This window comes from Pseudomonas sp. UF-293, assembly GCF_058245595.1.
Genome location: NZ_JBSICA010000011.1, coordinates 89,555 through 104,810, shown reverse-complemented (window position 1 = coordinate 104,810; position 15,256 = coordinate 89,555). Strand labels below are relative to the sequence as shown.

General features: G+C 59.7%; 17 protein-coding genes. 6 read left to right on the top strand and 11 right to left on the bottom strand.

All coding sequences use genetic code 11. The annotated features are described in order from the left end of the window. Window positions 1–37 precede the first annotated feature (37 nt). The 6 genes from AC4IHP_RS14575 to AC4IHP_RS14550 are packed head-to-tail and all read right to left on the bottom strand — an operon-like array spanning window position 38 to window position 6,095. Window positions 38–400, bottom strand: a complete 363-nt coding sequence (locus tag AC4IHP_RS14575; RefSeq protein WP_490832003.1) for a Na+/H+ antiporter subunit G — start codon at window positions 398–400, stop codon at window positions 38–40. Continuing rightward, complete coding sequence (locus AC4IHP_RS14570) at window positions 397–675, bottom strand: K+/H+ antiporter subunit F (protein WP_042606712.1); 279 nt, start codon at window positions 673–675, stop codon at window positions 397–399. Before AC4IHP_RS14570 ends, AC4IHP_RS14575 begins: the two co-directional genes overlap by 4 nt. Continuing rightward, the gene (locus AC4IHP_RS14565) at window positions 672–1,160 is read right to left on the bottom strand and encodes a Na+/H+ antiporter subunit E (RefSeq protein WP_490832002.1); all 489 of its coding nucleotides are present in this window, start codon (window positions 1,158–1,160) and stop codon (window positions 672–674) included. Before AC4IHP_RS14565 ends, AC4IHP_RS14570 begins: the two co-directional genes overlap by 4 nt. After that, window positions 1,157–2,836 carry a monovalent cation/H+ antiporter subunit D gene (locus tag AC4IHP_RS14560; protein ID WP_490832001.1) on the bottom strand — a complete coding sequence of 560 codons (1,680 nt, stop codon included), beginning with the start codon at window positions 2,834–2,836 and terminating at the stop codon, window positions 1,157–1,159. The genes AC4IHP_RS14565 and AC4IHP_RS14560 overlap by 4 nt, the downstream gene beginning before the upstream one ends. Further along, complete coding sequence (locus AC4IHP_RS14555; protein WP_016775082.1) at window positions 2,833–3,177, bottom strand: Na+/H+ antiporter subunit C; 345 nt, start codon at window positions 3,175–3,177, stop codon at window positions 2,833–2,835. The genes AC4IHP_RS14560 and AC4IHP_RS14555 overlap by 4 nt, the downstream gene beginning before the upstream one ends. Then, window positions 3,177–6,095 carry a monovalent cation/H+ antiporter subunit A gene (locus tag AC4IHP_RS14550; protein ID WP_460119798.1) on the bottom strand — a complete coding sequence of 973 codons (2,919 nt, stop codon included), beginning with the start codon at window positions 6,093–6,095 and terminating at the stop codon, window positions 3,177–3,179. Before AC4IHP_RS14550 ends, AC4IHP_RS14555 begins: the two co-directional genes overlap by 1 nt. Before the next feature lie 302 nt (window positions 6,096–6,397). Here AC4IHP_RS14550 and AC4IHP_RS14545 point away from each other — a divergent pair, with 302 nt between their 5' ends. Continuing rightward, window positions 6,398–6,757 carry a hypothetical protein gene (locus tag AC4IHP_RS14545; RefSeq protein ID WP_490832000.1) on the top strand — a complete coding sequence of 120 codons (360 nt, stop codon included), beginning with the start codon at window positions 6,398–6,400 and terminating at the stop codon, window positions 6,755–6,757. Between the two features lie 98 nt (window positions 6,758–6,855). On the opposite strand, the gene AC4IHP_RS14540 is transcribed toward AC4IHP_RS14545, so the two are convergent. Continuing rightward, window positions 6,856–7,800 carry a DMT family transporter gene (locus AC4IHP_RS14540; protein WP_490831999.1) on the bottom strand — a complete coding sequence of 315 codons (945 nt, stop codon included), beginning with the start codon at window positions 7,798–7,800 and terminating at the stop codon, window positions 6,856–6,858. Between the two features lie 85 nt (window positions 7,801–7,885). On the opposite strand from AC4IHP_RS14540, the gene AC4IHP_RS14535 reads away from it, so the two are divergent. Beyond that, the gene (locus tag AC4IHP_RS14535; RefSeq protein WP_460119792.1) at window positions 7,886–8,449 is read left to right on the top strand and encodes a helix-turn-helix domain-containing protein; all 564 of its coding nucleotides are present in this window, start codon (window positions 7,886–7,888) and stop codon (window positions 8,447–8,449) included. Further along, window positions 8,450–9,853, top strand: coding sequence for an FAD/NAD(P)-binding protein (locus tag AC4IHP_RS14530; protein WP_490831998.1), 1,404 nt, complete (start codon window positions 8,450–8,452; stop codon window positions 9,851–9,853). It abuts the gene before it with no gap. A gap of 203 nt (window positions 9,854–10,056) precedes the next feature. On the opposite strand, the gene ppnN is transcribed toward AC4IHP_RS14530, so the two are convergent. Further along, window positions 10,057–11,430 carry a nucleotide 5'-monophosphate nucleosidase PpnN gene (gene ppnN / locus AC4IHP_RS14525; protein ID WP_039763117.1) on the bottom strand — a complete coding sequence of 458 codons (1,374 nt, stop codon included), beginning with the start codon at window positions 11,428–11,430 and terminating at the stop codon, window positions 10,057–10,059. Between the two features lie 223 nt (window positions 11,431–11,653). On the opposite strand from ppnN, the gene AC4IHP_RS14520 reads away from it, so the two are divergent. Then, window positions 11,654–12,181: a DUF3087 domain-containing protein gene (locus AC4IHP_RS14520; protein ID WP_490831997.1), complete on the top strand. Its 528-nt coding sequence runs from the start codon at window positions 11,654–11,656 to the stop codon at window positions 12,179–12,181. Here AC4IHP_RS14520 and AC4IHP_RS14515 read toward each other — a convergent pair. After that, on the bottom strand, window positions 12,178–12,564 hold the full coding sequence (locus AC4IHP_RS14515) for a DUF2784 domain-containing protein (RefSeq protein ID WP_039763115.1): 387 nt from the start codon (window positions 12,562–12,564) through the stop codon (window positions 12,178–12,180). The genes AC4IHP_RS14520 and AC4IHP_RS14515 overlap by 4 nt on opposite strands. Window positions 12,565–12,692: 128 nt before the next feature. Here AC4IHP_RS14515 and AC4IHP_RS14510 point away from each other — a divergent pair, with 128 nt between their 5' ends. Continuing rightward, a complete protein-coding gene (locus AC4IHP_RS14510) occupies window positions 12,693–12,836 on the top strand; it encodes a hypothetical protein (RefSeq protein ID WP_024013238.1) in 144 nt (47 codons plus the stop codon). A gap of 44 nt (window positions 12,837–12,880) precedes the next feature. Here the strand turns inward: AC4IHP_RS14510 and AC4IHP_RS14505 are convergent, their stop codons facing one another. Together AC4IHP_RS14505 and AC4IHP_RS14500 are read right to left on the bottom strand one after the other, a co-directional pair. Then, a complete protein-coding gene (locus tag AC4IHP_RS14505; RefSeq protein WP_016775076.1) occupies window positions 12,881–13,153 on the bottom strand; it encodes a hypothetical protein in 273 nt (90 codons plus the stop codon). A gap of 263 nt (window positions 13,154–13,416) precedes the next feature. Next, window positions 13,417–14,097, bottom strand: a complete 681-nt coding sequence (locus tag AC4IHP_RS14500; RefSeq protein ID WP_490831996.1) for an SOS response-associated peptidase — start codon at window positions 14,095–14,097, stop codon at window positions 13,417–13,419. Between the two features lie 155 nt (window positions 14,098–14,252). Between AC4IHP_RS14500 and AC4IHP_RS14495 the strand changes: the two genes are divergently transcribed. Continuing rightward, window positions 14,253–15,200 carry an ABC transporter substrate-binding protein gene (locus tag AC4IHP_RS14495; RefSeq protein ID WP_490831995.1) on the top strand — a complete coding sequence of 316 codons (948 nt, stop codon included), beginning with the start codon at window positions 14,253–14,255 and terminating at the stop codon, window positions 15,198–15,200. Window positions 15,201–15,256 lie beyond the last annotated feature (56 nt).

Sequence of the window (15,256 nt, the reverse complement as noted above, 5' to 3'; positions counted from 1 at the left end):
CTGTAGCGATGGCGCCATCACAGGCGCCACAAAATCATCAGTTACCACTTTCAGTCTGACGACTGCTCACCTCAGCCGGCACATCATCCCCAGCCATCCGCTTGCGGAACAGCGCCGCCCGCGCAAGCAACAGGGTCGTCACAGGGACCGTGATCGCCAACAGTACCGGAATCAGCCAGGCATGCACCACTGGCGCGGATTTCAGCGCTGAAAAGCAGATTATCGATGCCAGCGCCACGCACCAGGCACCGATTGTCGAGGCGAGGGCTGGTGGATGCATGCGCTGGAAGTAATCCTTCATGCGCAGCAATCCGGTTGCGCCCAGCAACGTGAAAATGCCACTGAGCACCAGCAGGACCGCCACCGGAATTTCGACCCATAAAGACAATTCGGCATTCATTCGATCACCTCGCCACGCAGCAGGAATTTCGCCAGCGCAAACGAGCCGACGAAACCGAACAGCGCGATCAGCAGCGCCGCTTCGAAGTAGGTATCACTGGCGTAACGAATACCCAGAGTCAGCATCATCAACATGGCGACGATGTACAGGTAATCCAGCGCGAGTACCCGATCCTGAGCAGAAGGGCCTTTGAACAGGCGCACCAGCGTCAGCGCCATTGCCATGCAGTACAGAAACAGCGTCAACAGAATTGCATTCGACAGCAATGGGCTCATTCGAAAATCTCCATCAACGGTCGCTCGTAAGTGCTTTTGAAGTGCTCGATGAACTGCGCTTCGTCATCCAGATCCCAGACATGCAGTAGCAGAACGCTGCGGTCCAGCGACAGCTCCGACCATACGGTGCCGGGTACTACGGTGCAGATCATCGCCAATGCCGCCAAGCCATGAGCATCGCGCAAATCGAGCGGCACCTTGATAAAGCATGAGTTGGGTGGACGACGCCCGGCGTTGAGTACGCCCCAGGCGACGATCAGGTTGGACATGATCACGTCACGGCCGACCAGGAGAAACAGGCGCAGGGCGGCCATCGGATTGCGAATGCGCGCACGTTTTGGCCGCAATTTGCGCATCATCAGCGGCGCGGCGAAACCCAGTGCGGCGCCGAGCAGCAGATTGCCCGGGCTGACCGACAGGTTCAGGGTCAGCCACAGAACCCACAGGGCCAGCGACAACCATGGAGCCGGAAACAGTCGGTTCATGGCTGCACCTCGAGCATGTCGGCTCTGGCCTGAGGGCTCGGCACCGCGCGAGTGCCAAGCACCGCCAGCACATATTGCTGCGGATTGTTCAGCGCATCGGCCGTGGCCTGGGTGTAGCGCAGCAGCGGTTCAGCCTTGAACGTCAAGACAATGCTCAGTCCCAGCAGGAGGAAAATCGGCGCGCACTCAAGCTTGCGCAGCAACGGCGAGGGGCGCTCTTCTGGCGTCCAGAAGCGCTGGATACCGAGGCGCGAGAAAGCCATGAGGGAGGCCAGACCGGTCAGGATCAACAGCGCCAGCAATCCCCATGTGCCGGGAGGCAGCGGCGCCGCAGTGCCAAGTCCCAACGGGTTGAGCAACGCGCCGATCAGGCTGAGCTTGCCGATGAACCCGGACAGCGGTGGCATGCCGATGATCAACAGCGCGCAGGCAATAAAGCTCAAACCGAGAAACGCCATGGTCCAGGGGATGACCTGGCCGACAACGGCTTTCTGTTCGTCGTCGAGGTTGATGCCCTTGGGTGGCTGCAGCGATTCCTGCGGACGCGGCAGCAGTTCGCTTTCGTCCTCCAGCGGGATTTCGTTGGCCGAGCGCGAGCGCTCGATCAGTTCGGCCAGCATGAACAATGCACTGAGCGCCAGGGTCGAGCTGACCAGATAGAACAGTGCAGCACCGATCAGGTTTGGCTGGGCGAAGCCGATCGCCGAGAGCAGGATGCCCGCCGATACCAGAATGCTCAGACTGGCCATGCGCTCCAGGCGTTGCGCGGCGAGAATCGCCAGCCCTGCGCAGGCCATGGTTGCCATGCCGCCGTAGATCAGCCAGTCGCCGCCGAAAAATGCCGAAGCTCCGGCTTGGCCGGAAAAGAGCAGGGTCCACAGGCGCAGCAAGGTGTAGACGCCGACCTTGGTCATGATCGCGAACATCGCTGCCACTGGCGCGCTGGCCGAGGAATAAGCCGGCACCAGCCAGAAGTTCAGCGGCCACATGCCAGCCTTGGCCAGAAACGCTACCGCAAGAATCCCCGCGCCAGCGTGCAGCAAGCCACGATCGGCTTCCGGCACCAGTGGAATCTTCATCGCCAGATCGGCCATGTTCAGCGTACCGGTTACCCCGTAGATCAACGCAGCGCCAATGAGAAACAACGACGAGGCCAGCAGGTTGATCGAGATGTAATGCAAGCCCGACGACACCCGCGCGCGGCCGGATCCATGCAGCAGGAGGCCGTATGAGGCGGCGAGCAACACTTCGAAGAACACGAACAGGTTGAACAGATCGGCGGTCAGGAAGGCGCCATACAGGCCCATCAGTTGAATCTGGAACAGTGCGTGGAAACTCGACCCGGCGCCGTCCCAGCGGGCCATGGCAAACAGCAAGGCGCTGACGCCAATGACGCCAGTCAGGACCAGCATCAGCGCCGACAGGCGATCGACTACCAGGACAATGCCAAACGGTGCCTGCCAGTTGCCCGGCAGATAAACGCCAATCGAGCCGGGCACGCCAGTGGTCTGGGTCCATTGCAGCAGCATCACCGAAATGAACAGGCCGAGCACGCTGGAGAACAGGTTGATCTTCGCCTTCAGCGGCCGGTGCTTCTCGCCCAGCATCAACATGATCGCGGCGGTCAGCAGCGGCAGCAGAATAGGTGCGGCGATCAGGTGAGTCATCGCCATCATTCTTTAGGCTCCCGGCCGTCGACGTGGTCGGTGCCGGTCAAGCCGCGGGAGGCGAGCAATACGACGAGAAACAGCGCGGTCATGGCGAAGCTGATGACGATTGCCGTCAGCACCAGCGCCTGAGGCAGCGGGTCGGTGTAGTGCAGCAGATCCTGGGTCACGCCGTCCTTGATCACCGGCTCCTTGCCGATGAACAGGCTGCCCATGCTGAAAATGAACAAATTGACCGCATAGGACAACAGGCACAGGCCCATGACCACCTGAAAGGTACGCGGGCGCAGGATCAGCCAGACCCCGGACGCGGCGAGAATGCCGATGGCGATTGCGATGACTTCTTCCATCAGACGGCTCCTTTGCTGGCGACGGATTTGGGCAGCGATGCAGTCTTGTGCCCACGGACCGATTGGTGGGCGAGGGCGGTGAGGATCAGCAGCGTCGACCCGACCACCACGGCGTACACGCCGATGTCGAAGAACAGCGCACTGGCGATATGGATATCACCGAGCAACGGCACGCTGATGTGCCAGGTATGGGTAGTAAGGAACGGGTAGCCGACCAGCATCGCACCGAGACCGGTGGCGGTCGCGAACAGCAGGCCGGTGCCCATCCAGCGCAGTGGCCGCAGGCTCATTTGCGCCTCGACCCACTGTGTACCGGCAACCATGTATTGCAGAATGAACGCGACCGACATCACCAGCCCGGCGACAAAACCGCCGCCCGGCTGATTGTGCCCGCGCATGAACAGGTAAAACGACACCACCAGCGCGACAGGCAGCAGCAGACGGACCAGCACCGCCGGCACCATCATGAAGCCGAGTGCCGTGTCGCTGGCCGAACGCGGGTTGACCAGATCGGTAACCACGTCCGGTGCCAGCAGGCGCTGCTGGGCCGGCAACTGCAGGCTTTCCTTGGGCGGGCGGAAGCGGCGTAGCAACGCGAACACGGTGAGGGCGACGGCGACCAGTACGGTGATTTCGCCAAGGGTGTCGAAGCCACGGAAATCCACTAGCATCACGTTGACCACGTTGCTGCCACCGCCCTCGGGCAGGGCGCGGCTGAGGTAGAACGACGAAATGTGGTTAGGCGTCTGCCGGGTGAGCATGGCGTAGGACAGCAGCGCCATACCCGCACCGACAGCGATAGACAGCAGCAAGTCGCGCAAACGACGAATACGCGCCTTGCGCAGGCTGCTCGGCAGCGGCGAGACTTCCTCGATGCGGCGCGGCAACCAGCGCAGGCCGAGCAGGATCAACACCGTGGTCACCACTTCTACCGCCAATTGCGTCAGTGCCAGATCCGGCGCGGAGAACCAGACGAAGGTCACGCAGGTCATCAGGCCACAGACGCTGACCATGGTCAGAGCAGCGAGACGGTGATATTTGGCCTGCCACGCGGCGCCGAGCGCACAGGCAATCGCCAGCAACCACAGGGTCACGAAGACAATCGAACCGGGGATTTTCGGGCGGTCACCCCAGGTCAGCGTGCTGTGCAGCATCGGGATCAGACCGGCGAGCACGGCGGCCGATACCATCAGGAACAGCTGCATCTGCAAACGCTTGGTACCCAGGCGCCGCTCGACGCGCCGGGCGATGCGCATCATCACGACCAGACTGCGCTCGAACAGCCGCTTGCCGTTGAAGCGGCCCACCAGCGGCGGGTACTTGAAGCGGCCGAGCTTGAACTGCTTGCGCAGTAGCAGATACAGGACGATGCCACCGGACATGGCGATCAGGCTCATGATCATCGGCGCGTTCAGACCGTGCCAGATAGCCAGGCTGTATTCCGGCAATTCGCCACCGACAACCGGTAGCGCCGCAGCGGCGAGCAATGGCCCGACGATCTGCGCCGGGAAAATCCCCACCAGAAGGCAGGTAAACACCAGTAACTCCACCGGAGCGCGCATCCAGCGTGGCGGCTCGTGCGGCGTGTGCGGCAGGTCAGTAGCGGTGGGGCCGAAGAACACGTCGACGGTGAAACGCAGGGAATAGGCGACGCTGAACATGCCGGCGATGGTCGCGACGATCGGCAGACTGGTTTCGACCCACGCGGTGGCGTTGATGAACACGGTTTCGGCGAAGAACATTTCTTTCGACAGGAAACCATTGAGCAGCGGCACGCCGGCCATCGAGGCACTGGCGACCATGGCCAGCGTCGCGGTGTAAGGAATCAGTTTGATCAGGCCGCTGAGCTTGCGAATGTCACGGGTGCCGCTTTCGTGGTCAATGATGCCGGCGGCCATGAACAGCGAGGCTTTGAATGTCGCGTGATTGAGGATGTGAAAAACCGCCGCCACCGCCGCCAGTGAACTGTTCAGGCCCAGGAGCAAAGTGATCAGGCCCAGATGGCTGATGGTTGAGTAGGCCAGCAAACCTTTGAGATCGTTCTGGAACATCGCGCAATACGCGCCGAGCAACAACGTACAGGCGCCGGCACCGCTGACGATGTAGAACCACTCCTCGCTGCCGGACAGCGATGGCCAAAGACGTGCAAGGAGAAAAACCCCGGCCTTGACCATGGTTGCCGAGTGCAGATATGCCGAGACTGGCGTCGGTGCCGCCATCGCGTGGGGCAGCCAGAAGTGAAACGGGAATTGCGCGCTTTTGCTCAGCGCGCCGATCAGGATGAGTGGCAGAAGAACAGGGTAGAGGGCATGTGCGCGAATCAGATCGCCGGCGGCCAGGACCTTGTCGAGGTCGTAGCTGCCGACGACATGGCCGAGAATCATGACCCCCGCCAGCAGACATAACCCGCCGGCACCGGTGACCATCAGCGCCATATAAGCACCGCGCCGCGCATCGGCGCGGTGATGCCAGTAGCCGATCAGCAGGAACGAGAAGAGGCTGGTCAGCTCCCAGAAAAACACGATCTGAATGAGATTGCCGGAGATCACCAGGCCAAGCATCGCGCCCATGAACGCCAGAAAAAACGCGAAGAAGCGCGGCACCGGATCGTCCGGCGACATGTAATAACGGGCATATAAAGAGACAAGTGTGCCGATGCCCAGCACCAGCATCGAGAACAGCCAGGCGAAGCCGTCCATGCGCAGAATGAAGTTCAGCCCGAGACTGGGCAACCACATGAATTCTTCGCGGATCACGCCACCGTGGGCGATTTGCGGGTACAGCATCGCGACCTGAACGGTGCCGATCAAAGCGACCAGGCCCGCCAGCAACGATTCGGCATTACGCGCATTGTGCGGCAGCACTGCTGCCAGACAGCTGCCAATGAATGGCAGAAGCAGTAGAACTATCAGGGACATAGGTTTCTAATCTGCGGAAGTTTGTGAAGCATCATACGTGCCAGCTCCCCGATCACCAAACCCGAGGATGTCTCAGAATCCTACAAAGTAGTCTGGGATTTTGTGTTTGGCGTTGTTTCCGCTAGGCCCGGCAGCCGCCGAATGCCATCCGTTAGGTGACCGTTTATCGGGAAGAGGCCTGGACCTGTAATTTCTGACAGTAGACGACCTTTTGCAGCCGCGCTCTACTTGATTTGCACCAAGGTGCATTGAACGGCCATCCGGACCGGCGTCGCCACACCAGTTACAAGGAGAGTTGAAAGATGCTTATTCAAACGGAAGGGAAACGTACACCAAAAAAAGACCAGTTGGAGCCGCCGCTCTTTTCTGAAGCAGTAGGGACTGTTATTTCCAGGGCAAAAATCAAGAATGGCGCTACGTTCGTGGTTCCCCCCATTCCTCAAGCAAGCGTCGGGGACACACTGGACATTTATTCCGATACGCGAACAATGCTCTGGTCGTCTCGTCTGAAACTCAGTGAGTTTCATCTGGGCAAGCCTTTGGAATTCAGAATACCGGCGTCTCACTTTGATGAGACCGATTGGGCAGATGCGTCATACGTGTTGACACAAGGAGACGCAGAGTTTGTCTCTGTAACTAGCCTGTATAAAGTGACTGATTGATTGATTGTGATGTGGTCAGGTCGGTACCTCACTGTAAATGGTGAGTGCGCCGGCCTGGCAGTTGGTACGGCGGCTGATCTTGTGCCGGGTGCGCACTTTCAGTCCCTGCTGACCTTGGCTTCCTGGCCCTGATCCGCATCGGCTGGCACAACTTTCCCCTTGGTCTTCAACTCACTGACAATCACCGCCGCAACAATCAACCCAGCCCCAACCAGTGCAACTGCCGGCAAGCGCTCCCCGGCAATCCGTCCGACGATTCCGGCCCATACCGGCTCACCGGCATAGATCAGCGTCGCCCGCGTCGGCGAAACGCTCTTCTGCGCCCAGTTCATCGCCACCTGAATCGCCGCACTTGCTGCGCCCAGTCCCAAAGCTGTCGCCATCAATAACCAGGAAAAATCCGGAATCACTTCACCGGTCGGGACCACCAGCAAGAACGACAACACTGCCGTCACCGCCAATTGCACCACTGTCACCCGCCGCACATCCACCTGCCCGGCAAATGTGCTGATCAAAATGATCTCGGCCGCAATCGCAACGGCGCTGATCAACGTCGCAATTTCTCCGGGGCTGAAATTCATTGCCGCCCCCGAGGGACCCGACAACAGCATCAACCCGGTAAACGCCAGCATGATCCCGATGCTCGGCATCAACCCCGGACGCCGTCCCAGCGCCAGCCATTGCAGCAAAGGCACAAATGGCACGTACAGCGCGGTAATGAAAGCTGACTGACTGCTTGGAATACTTTGCAGCCCGACCGTCTGTAAACCGTAACCCAGCATGATCGCCACGCCGATGAATGATCCGGCCTTCACTTCGAACAGGGTCAACTCTCGCAGGTGGCGCCAAGAGAACATCGCAACAATCGCAGCCGCTGCGGCGAAGCGCAGCCCGACGAAAAACATAGGGCCGCTGACCGTCATGGCGTGTTGCACGAGCAGAAACGTGCCGCCCCAGATCATGGTGATCAGCACCAGCACGCACTCGGCTTTGCTGAAGCGGGAGAAGCGGATTCGGGAGGGGGAATTGTTCGGCGACATCATGTCCTTGCGCACTGTAAAAGAGAGGCCGCACAATGCCGCCAACGTTGCGCAGTATACTGCCCAGCACCACCGAGTGAGCAATATAGTGCACAAAGATTCAACTCAGCGAGCCTCCGTCCTGCAACACGTCAGCCAGAACGTCCGACGTCTGCGCCATGCTGCGCAAATGAGCCAGACTGCCCTGGCGGAAAAGTCCGGGGTCAGCCGGCGGATGCTGGTGGCGATCGAAGCCGGCGAGAAGAACGTCAGCCTGACTACGCTTGATCGCGTCGCCGAGGCCCTCGATGTCGCCTTCAGCGATCTGATTCAAGCCCACGATGCACGCGACCCGAGCCGGATTAACGAGGTTGCCTGGGCGGGCACCATTCCCGGCAGCAGAGCCGTGCTTCTCTCCAAAGCGTCCGCTACCCGTGCAGTCGAGCAATGGGAATGGTGCCTGCAACCGGGGGAGGTCTACCCGTCGCAACCGGACGCCGACGGCTGGAGCGAGCAGATTTACGTCTTTGAGGGTTGCCTGACGCTGATGCTCGGCGATCAGCCGCAGCACATCCATAAAGGAGAGTTTTTCATGTTCGCCAGCAATCAACCGCATTCCTACCGCAACGACGGCGATGTGCCTGCGCGGTTCGTGCGTAATGTGGTGATCTGAATGGAGCAGTCTGCGGACATCCTGATTATCGGCGGCGGCCTTAGCGGCGCGATGCTGGCGGTGCAATTGTTACGCCTGCCCGGGCAACGGAGGATTTTGATCATCGAGCCGCGTGCTGAACTGGGACGTGGTGAGGCTTACAGCGCCGTAGAGCTGGGCCATACGCTCAATGGCAACGCGGCACGAATGAGCGTCGACCCGGATAATCCTGACGATCTGACGCAGTGGTTGACCGCGCATATAGCTGCTGGCGGCTGGCAGGAGTCGGCTGAGCAGGCTGTGCCTGTCAGTGAGTTGTTCCCGCCTCGCGGTTTGTTCGGCGTCTATGTGCAACAGCGTCTCGCCGAAGCGAGGGCGTTGGGCGTGCTGCATGGCTCGACCGCTGACCATGTCTGTGCCGAGGTCGTCGACCTGCAAATCGATTCCGGTTCAGTGCAGCTCACCTTGAGTGATGGCCGGATATTGCGTGGATCCCAGGCGGTGCTCGCCACCGGCATGTTTCCCGCGGCCCGCACGCCGCAGACGCAATCCAGTGGCCTTAACGCCGCCGCGCTCGATCCCTGGGATGTGGCGGCCATGCGCGAACTCGACCCGCAGTCCACCGTGCTGATCATCGGGTCTGGGCTGACGATGGTCGATGCTGTGGTATCGCTGGAGCAGGCCGGCCATCGCGGGCCGATCGAGGTGTTTTCCCGGCACGGGCTGCTGCCGCATGTGCGCCGTCAGCCGCCGGCCTGGGTGGATTTTCTGGCAGCAGATCACAGCATTCGCACGCCACGCCAGTTATTGCGCGAACTGCGTCGGCACTGCCGCGACGCCATAGCTCAAGGGGTGGATTGGCAGGCGCCACTCGATACCGTTCGCGCGCATATCGCGCGGTTGTGGAGTCAGGCGACTGACGTGCAGCGTCGACAATTCGTACGGCATGTGCGGCCATGGTGGGAAAGTCATCACCATCGTTCGCCACCCCTGAGCGCCGAGTTGATCGAGCGGCTGCATAAGGAAGGGCGCTTGCGCATTCGGGCTGCTTCGTTCAAGGGGCTTGAGCCGGGCGCTGACGATGCCGTGGCCATACGCATCCGTCCTCGCGGCGAGACTGAAACTCGCATGGTGAGCGGTGCGGCGCTGATCAACTCCAGCGGTATCGAATATGACTGGCGGCGCGTCGCTCGGCCGTTGCCGCAGCAATTGCTGGCGCGGGGTTTTGTGCAACCGGGGCCTCTGGCGTTAGGCATCGCAGCAGTGGACGGTGCAGTGGTGGATGCCGAAGGGCGGGTGAGCACTCAGCTGTTTGCGATGGGCCCGCCGTTGCGTGGGATGTGGTGGGAGAGTACGGCAGTGACGGATGTGGCGTTGCAGGCCAAGGCATTGGCTGGGCGCTTGGTGAATAGCCTGAGAGATTGATGGGTTCTTCGGGCCTCTTCGCGAGCATGCTCGCTTCCACATAGGGGGAGTGAGGTTGTAAGTACAATTTGCGCCACACCATAAAAGCTGTGAGAGCGAGCTTGCTCGCGAAAGCGTCATCTGATTCAACGTCTCTGTTGAATGAAAAGACCGCTATTGCTGGCAAGTCAGCTCCCACACCGGGTTTGTGTGACGGCTTGAGATTATGCGACGACCTGGTAGCACGGCACATATGCCGCGCCACCCGGCAATTTCATCCGATGCTGGGCGACGAAGGCTTTGAGCAGCGCATCAAGCGGCTGCATGATCGCCGCATCGCCACGGATCTGATACGGCCCGTGTTCTTCGATCAGACGAATGCCCTTGTCCTTGACGTTGCCGGCGACGATTCCGGAAAACGCCCGACGCAGATTGGCCGCCAACTCATGCGGTGGCTGGTCGCGGTGCAGTTTCAGGTTGGCCATGTTTTCGTGGGTCGGGTCGAACGGGCGCTGGAAGCCTTCATCGATTTTCAACAGCCAGTTGAAGTGAAACGCGTCGTTACGCTCACGACGGAACTGCTTCACCGCTTTCAGGCCTTGAGTCATCTGCCGTGCCACTTCGGCCGGGTCGTCGATGATGATCTCGTAATGCTGCTTCGCCGCTTCGCCGAGGGTCGCGATGACGAACGCATCTAGCTGTTCCAGATACGGCGCGGCATGCTTCGGTCCGGTGAGGATGACCGGGAAGGGCAGGCCTGCGTTGTCCGGGTGCATCAGGATACCGAGCAGGTAGAGGAACTCTTCGGCAGTACCGGCGCCGCCCGGGAAGATGATGATGCCGTGGCCAACACGGACGAAGGCTTCCAGGCGCTTTTCGATGTCCGGCAGGATCACCAGTTCATTGACGATCGGGTTCGGCGCTTCGGCAGCGATGATGCCTGGCTCGGTCAGGCCGAGGTAGCGACCGCCGTGAATGCGTTGTTTGGCATGGGCGATGGTTGCGCCCTTCATCGGGCCTTTCATCACACCCGGGCCGCAACCGGTGCAGATGTCGAGGCTGCGCAGGCCCAGTTCGTGGCCGACTTTCTTGGTGTATTTGTATTCTTCGGTGTTGATCGAGTGACCACCCCAGCACACCACGATTTTCGGCTCGACACCCGGGCGCAGGGTGCGCGCGTTGCGTAGCAGGTGGAACACGTAGTCGCTGATGCCTTGGGAATTGCTCAGGTCGATGCGCTGGCTGTCGAGTTCATTCTCGGTGTAGACGATGTCACGCAGGGCGCTGAAGAGCATTTCGCGGGTGCTGGCGATCATCTCGCCGTCGACGAACGCATCGGCCGGAGCGTTCAACAGCTCCAGGCGTACACCGCGATCCTGTTGGTGAATACGGATTTCGAAGTCCTTGTAGGCTTCGAGGATGGTCTTGGCATTGTCGACATGCGCGCCGGTATTGAGGATGGCCAGGGCGCACTGGCGGAAGAGGGTGTAGGTGCTGCCGGATCCGGCTTCGCTCAGTTGTTGGACTTCACGTTGAGAAAGGGTTTCCAGACTGCCTTTCGGGCTGACCGAGGCATTGATTACGTGTCGTTGGGTCATGCAGTGATCCTTAAAACGATGCCATCCGCAACGCAGCGGAAGGCATCCGAATAATGTGTATCCATGAATGAAGATGGCACGATCTGCGCTGTACCGCCATGTCCCCGTTGGACGCTGAAAAGATGAAAAGGAGCCCCAGCATAGCTAAAACCCGGTGCGATGCGATAATGCGCCGGCGAGTTTTTTCCGTTGCGCCTTTTGTCACTCAGGGAAGTCATTTTCGATGTTCGAGATTCAGCCGATGGACCCCGCTACCTTTCGTCAGCAGACTCGCCGCAGCACGGTCATCATCGCCGTGCTGTTTCTGCTGCTGGCGATGCTGTTTTCGTCTGTCGCGGTGGCCGTGTTCGGTGAGCCCGACGGGGATAATCTGCGCTTCAATGTTGGCGGCGTATTTGTGGCCTTTCTGCTGACCGCAGCGCTGTTGCGCGGGCGTTTCTGGCATCAGACCTGGATGGCCCCGGCGGTGTACAGCTGGCGTCTCAAGCGCAACCTGATGAGCATCACCAATGTGATGCATCAGGTGACAGCGGCGGTGCAGAGCAACGATCCGACGGCGATGAAGGTATTGCGCTTCTATCACCTAGGATTGCTGCAGATGCATGAGCTGGACGGCAACTCCAGCGATCATGGACAACTGCGTGACGAAGTCGAACAGCACAAGGCGCGGATGCAGGCGCTGGGCCTTGACCCTGACCAGCCACGCTTCGACCCACAGTGGCTGGAGACGTTGAAACCGGCCTCGCGCTAAAACGGAATGCGCCGGGCACGGCGCAGTTTCCACGAGCGCAGCAATCGCGCGTACACAATCAGGTTGATCGCCAGTACCACGCTGCCGAGCGCCAGCTGAATCTGCGGGGTCAGACCCGCCGGGTAGATGATCGGCCAGATGTAATGCTCAATGAAGCCGCCGGCGTATTCGGTCTGCCCGGCCGCGTGGCGCATGAGGTTTTCCCAGTAGGTCAGCGGACAGGTCAGGTGCAGCACCTCGACCGCCACGCCCCAGGCAGCCGCCGGCAGGTGCAGCCACATCAACCGTGGCCAGCGCAGCACCAGCAGCCCGCCGAACAGCACGAACAAGATGAAACACAAGTGAAACAGCACCAGCCCGTCGGCGGCGATTCGGTACAGCATGGTGTCTTCCTGACGTAAGTGTGGATGGCGCTATGGTACGCCGCGCGGGACAAAATTCCTTGGTGAATTCGGGCGCGCGAAAGTGTTCTACCCTTTAACGACATCAACTGTTCTGAGGTGAGGTGCACATGGCAACCGAACAAACGCGTGCGGAAGATGATGAACCAACTGAAGAAGAAATCGAGCGGCAAAAGCGGCAGGAAAAAACCTGGAAGCACGATGACAGCCGCGAGCTGTCGGACCGCGATCAGGAGCGTCCTCTGAAGCCCTGAACAATGCATACGAAGAGCCCCGCATCAGCGGGGCTCTTCGCGTTTCAGAGGTCTGCCAGCTGCGTGAAATCCGGGTAGGTCGCCCGATACCCCAACGTTCGATCGATCCACGCATTGAGCTCATTGACCATCACCGGCGGATGGCCGGGATAACCTTCGAGGGTGCTGCGCAGGGTGCGTTCGATGTCGGGCACGCTGTGCAGGTTTCGGGTCTTGATGTAATGGCCGATAAAACAGTCGAGTTCCAGGCGTTCTGTCTTGGACAGATGGACACACTTCAGGCCGCTGACCTGTTTGATTGCAAAATCGTCGCTCACTTATTTCTCTGCAAGGCTTGAAAGTTGTTGATGGATTCCTGATTTCTTTGACTCTTTGGTCAACTGGTATACCAATCGGAAAGGCGGCGCGCATGCTATCCGCAGCGCGGGAAAATGTATGTATGACTGTCGAAATGTCTGACAGGCGGTTGATTCGCTCAAACGGCTGTTTTACGGGGGGTGTATCGTGTTTGAAACACTTTTTGTAACGCGCGGGATTCAGTGGAGGGCTCGCGTGATTAACGCAGCCATGAAGTAACTATTTAGTCGACTCGTTCTATCAATTGCACACCCTGATTACGCGTATTACCCACCGCTTTGCCGACTTTGTACCATTCGAACGCGTCACTGGGCTCGCCTTCAAACAGCAGCATTTGCTCGGCGCGTTCCACTGGCGTAGCAGGATCAAGCCATTCCAGAGCTCGTGCCGAATCGAAGACCACCGGGCGGCGATCATGAATATCGAGCAGACCGCCCAGGCTGTCAGCGGTGATGATCACGAAACCGTCGTCTTCCCTTGCCGAAACTCCCGGTGCCGGAAACTGGCCGATGCCAGCGCAGAAAACCGGGGCGTGATCCCCCCGACGGATCAACCAGGGCTGTCGGGATTTTTCCCCGGTATCAACCCACTCAAACCAATTGTCGACCGGCACGATCACCCGCTGGCGCCAGATCGCCCGGAAGAACGCGCCGTGGGCGACCTTCTCCGCGCGAGCGTTGATAGGAGGGGGACGATCCTTCGCCCAGTGCGGCCGCCAGCCCCAACGCAGATCGTCGGCATACATGGCTTGTTCGTGCTGATGCAGAACCGCCAGAGCGCTGGTGGGCGCTGCGTTGTAGCGATTCAGCGGCGAGTCGCCAACGTGATTGATCAACGCATCGGGGATGCTCAACACCGCAACAAAGTCGTGAATCCCACGGTACTGCGTGAGTCTTCCGCACATGACTGAAATCTCCTTCGAGGAAATTTCAGTCTAGACGCGCCTGAACATCTGTTTCGAGATGCGGAAATACCGTGCTTACGTTATGCAAAATTAGAATTTAAAAATAAAAATCAAGAGCGTTATGGTCTATGAAAATTCCCTCTGCAGGACTGGCCATGATGTTGTCTCGTTTCCTACGCCGCGCGCTGACCGTTGCTTTGTTGACTTCGCCCCTTGCCTACGCCGCGGAGCCTTTAGTCCTGCACGTCGGCGATCAAAACTACTACAACATCCGCGCTTCGATTGAAGCCTCAGGAGTGTTGAAAGACGCGCCTTATACGGTCGACTGGAAGCACTTCCAGGCTGCCGCGCCGCTCGCTGAAGCGTTGCAGACCGGCTCGCTGGATCTGGGGTTTCTCGGCGACTCGGGGTTCCTGTTTCTCGCTGCCAAACAGGCACCGGTGAAACTGATTGGCGTGTCGCGGCAGAATCCCGACACCATTGCCTTGCTGGTGCCCAAGGATTCGCCAGTGAAAACCATCGCTGACCTCAAGGGTAAAAAAGTCGCTTACTGGCCAGGGGCATGGAGCCAGCAACTGACCTTGCGCGCGCTGGAGCAGGGTGGGTTACCGGAAAACCACGTCGACTTCGTCAAGCTGATGCCGATCGACGCAGCCGCCGCTTTGCCGCAGGGCAGCATCGACGCCTTTCCAGTATGGGAGCCGTATATCTCGCAACAGATCGTGTTCTCCGGAGCTCGACCCATTCTGACCGCAAAAAACCTGATGCCGGGGCTGAGCGCCATCGCTGCGTCGACGCCTTCCATCGACAGCAAGCGCGCAGCGATTGCCGATTTTCTCGGCCGTCTTAAACAGGCGCGCGCGTGGGTTGATAACCACACCGACGAATACGCCGATCTCTGGGCGAAAAAGGCCAACCTCGATCAGCAGGTCTCGCGGCATTGGTTACGTCAGGCGCACATGACTGTCGGGCCGGTAAATCAGCAGGCGGCAGCGGATTTGCAGAGCACGGCGGACTTCCTGTTCAAAGTCAAAGCACTGCCGGCACCGTTGGCCACGGCGGGAATCATCGACACCTCATTTCAACAAGCCTTGACGCACTGAAAACCAGCGCCGGAACCAAACCCTGTGTACCTTATCCAACCTGCGCTCGCCGATAG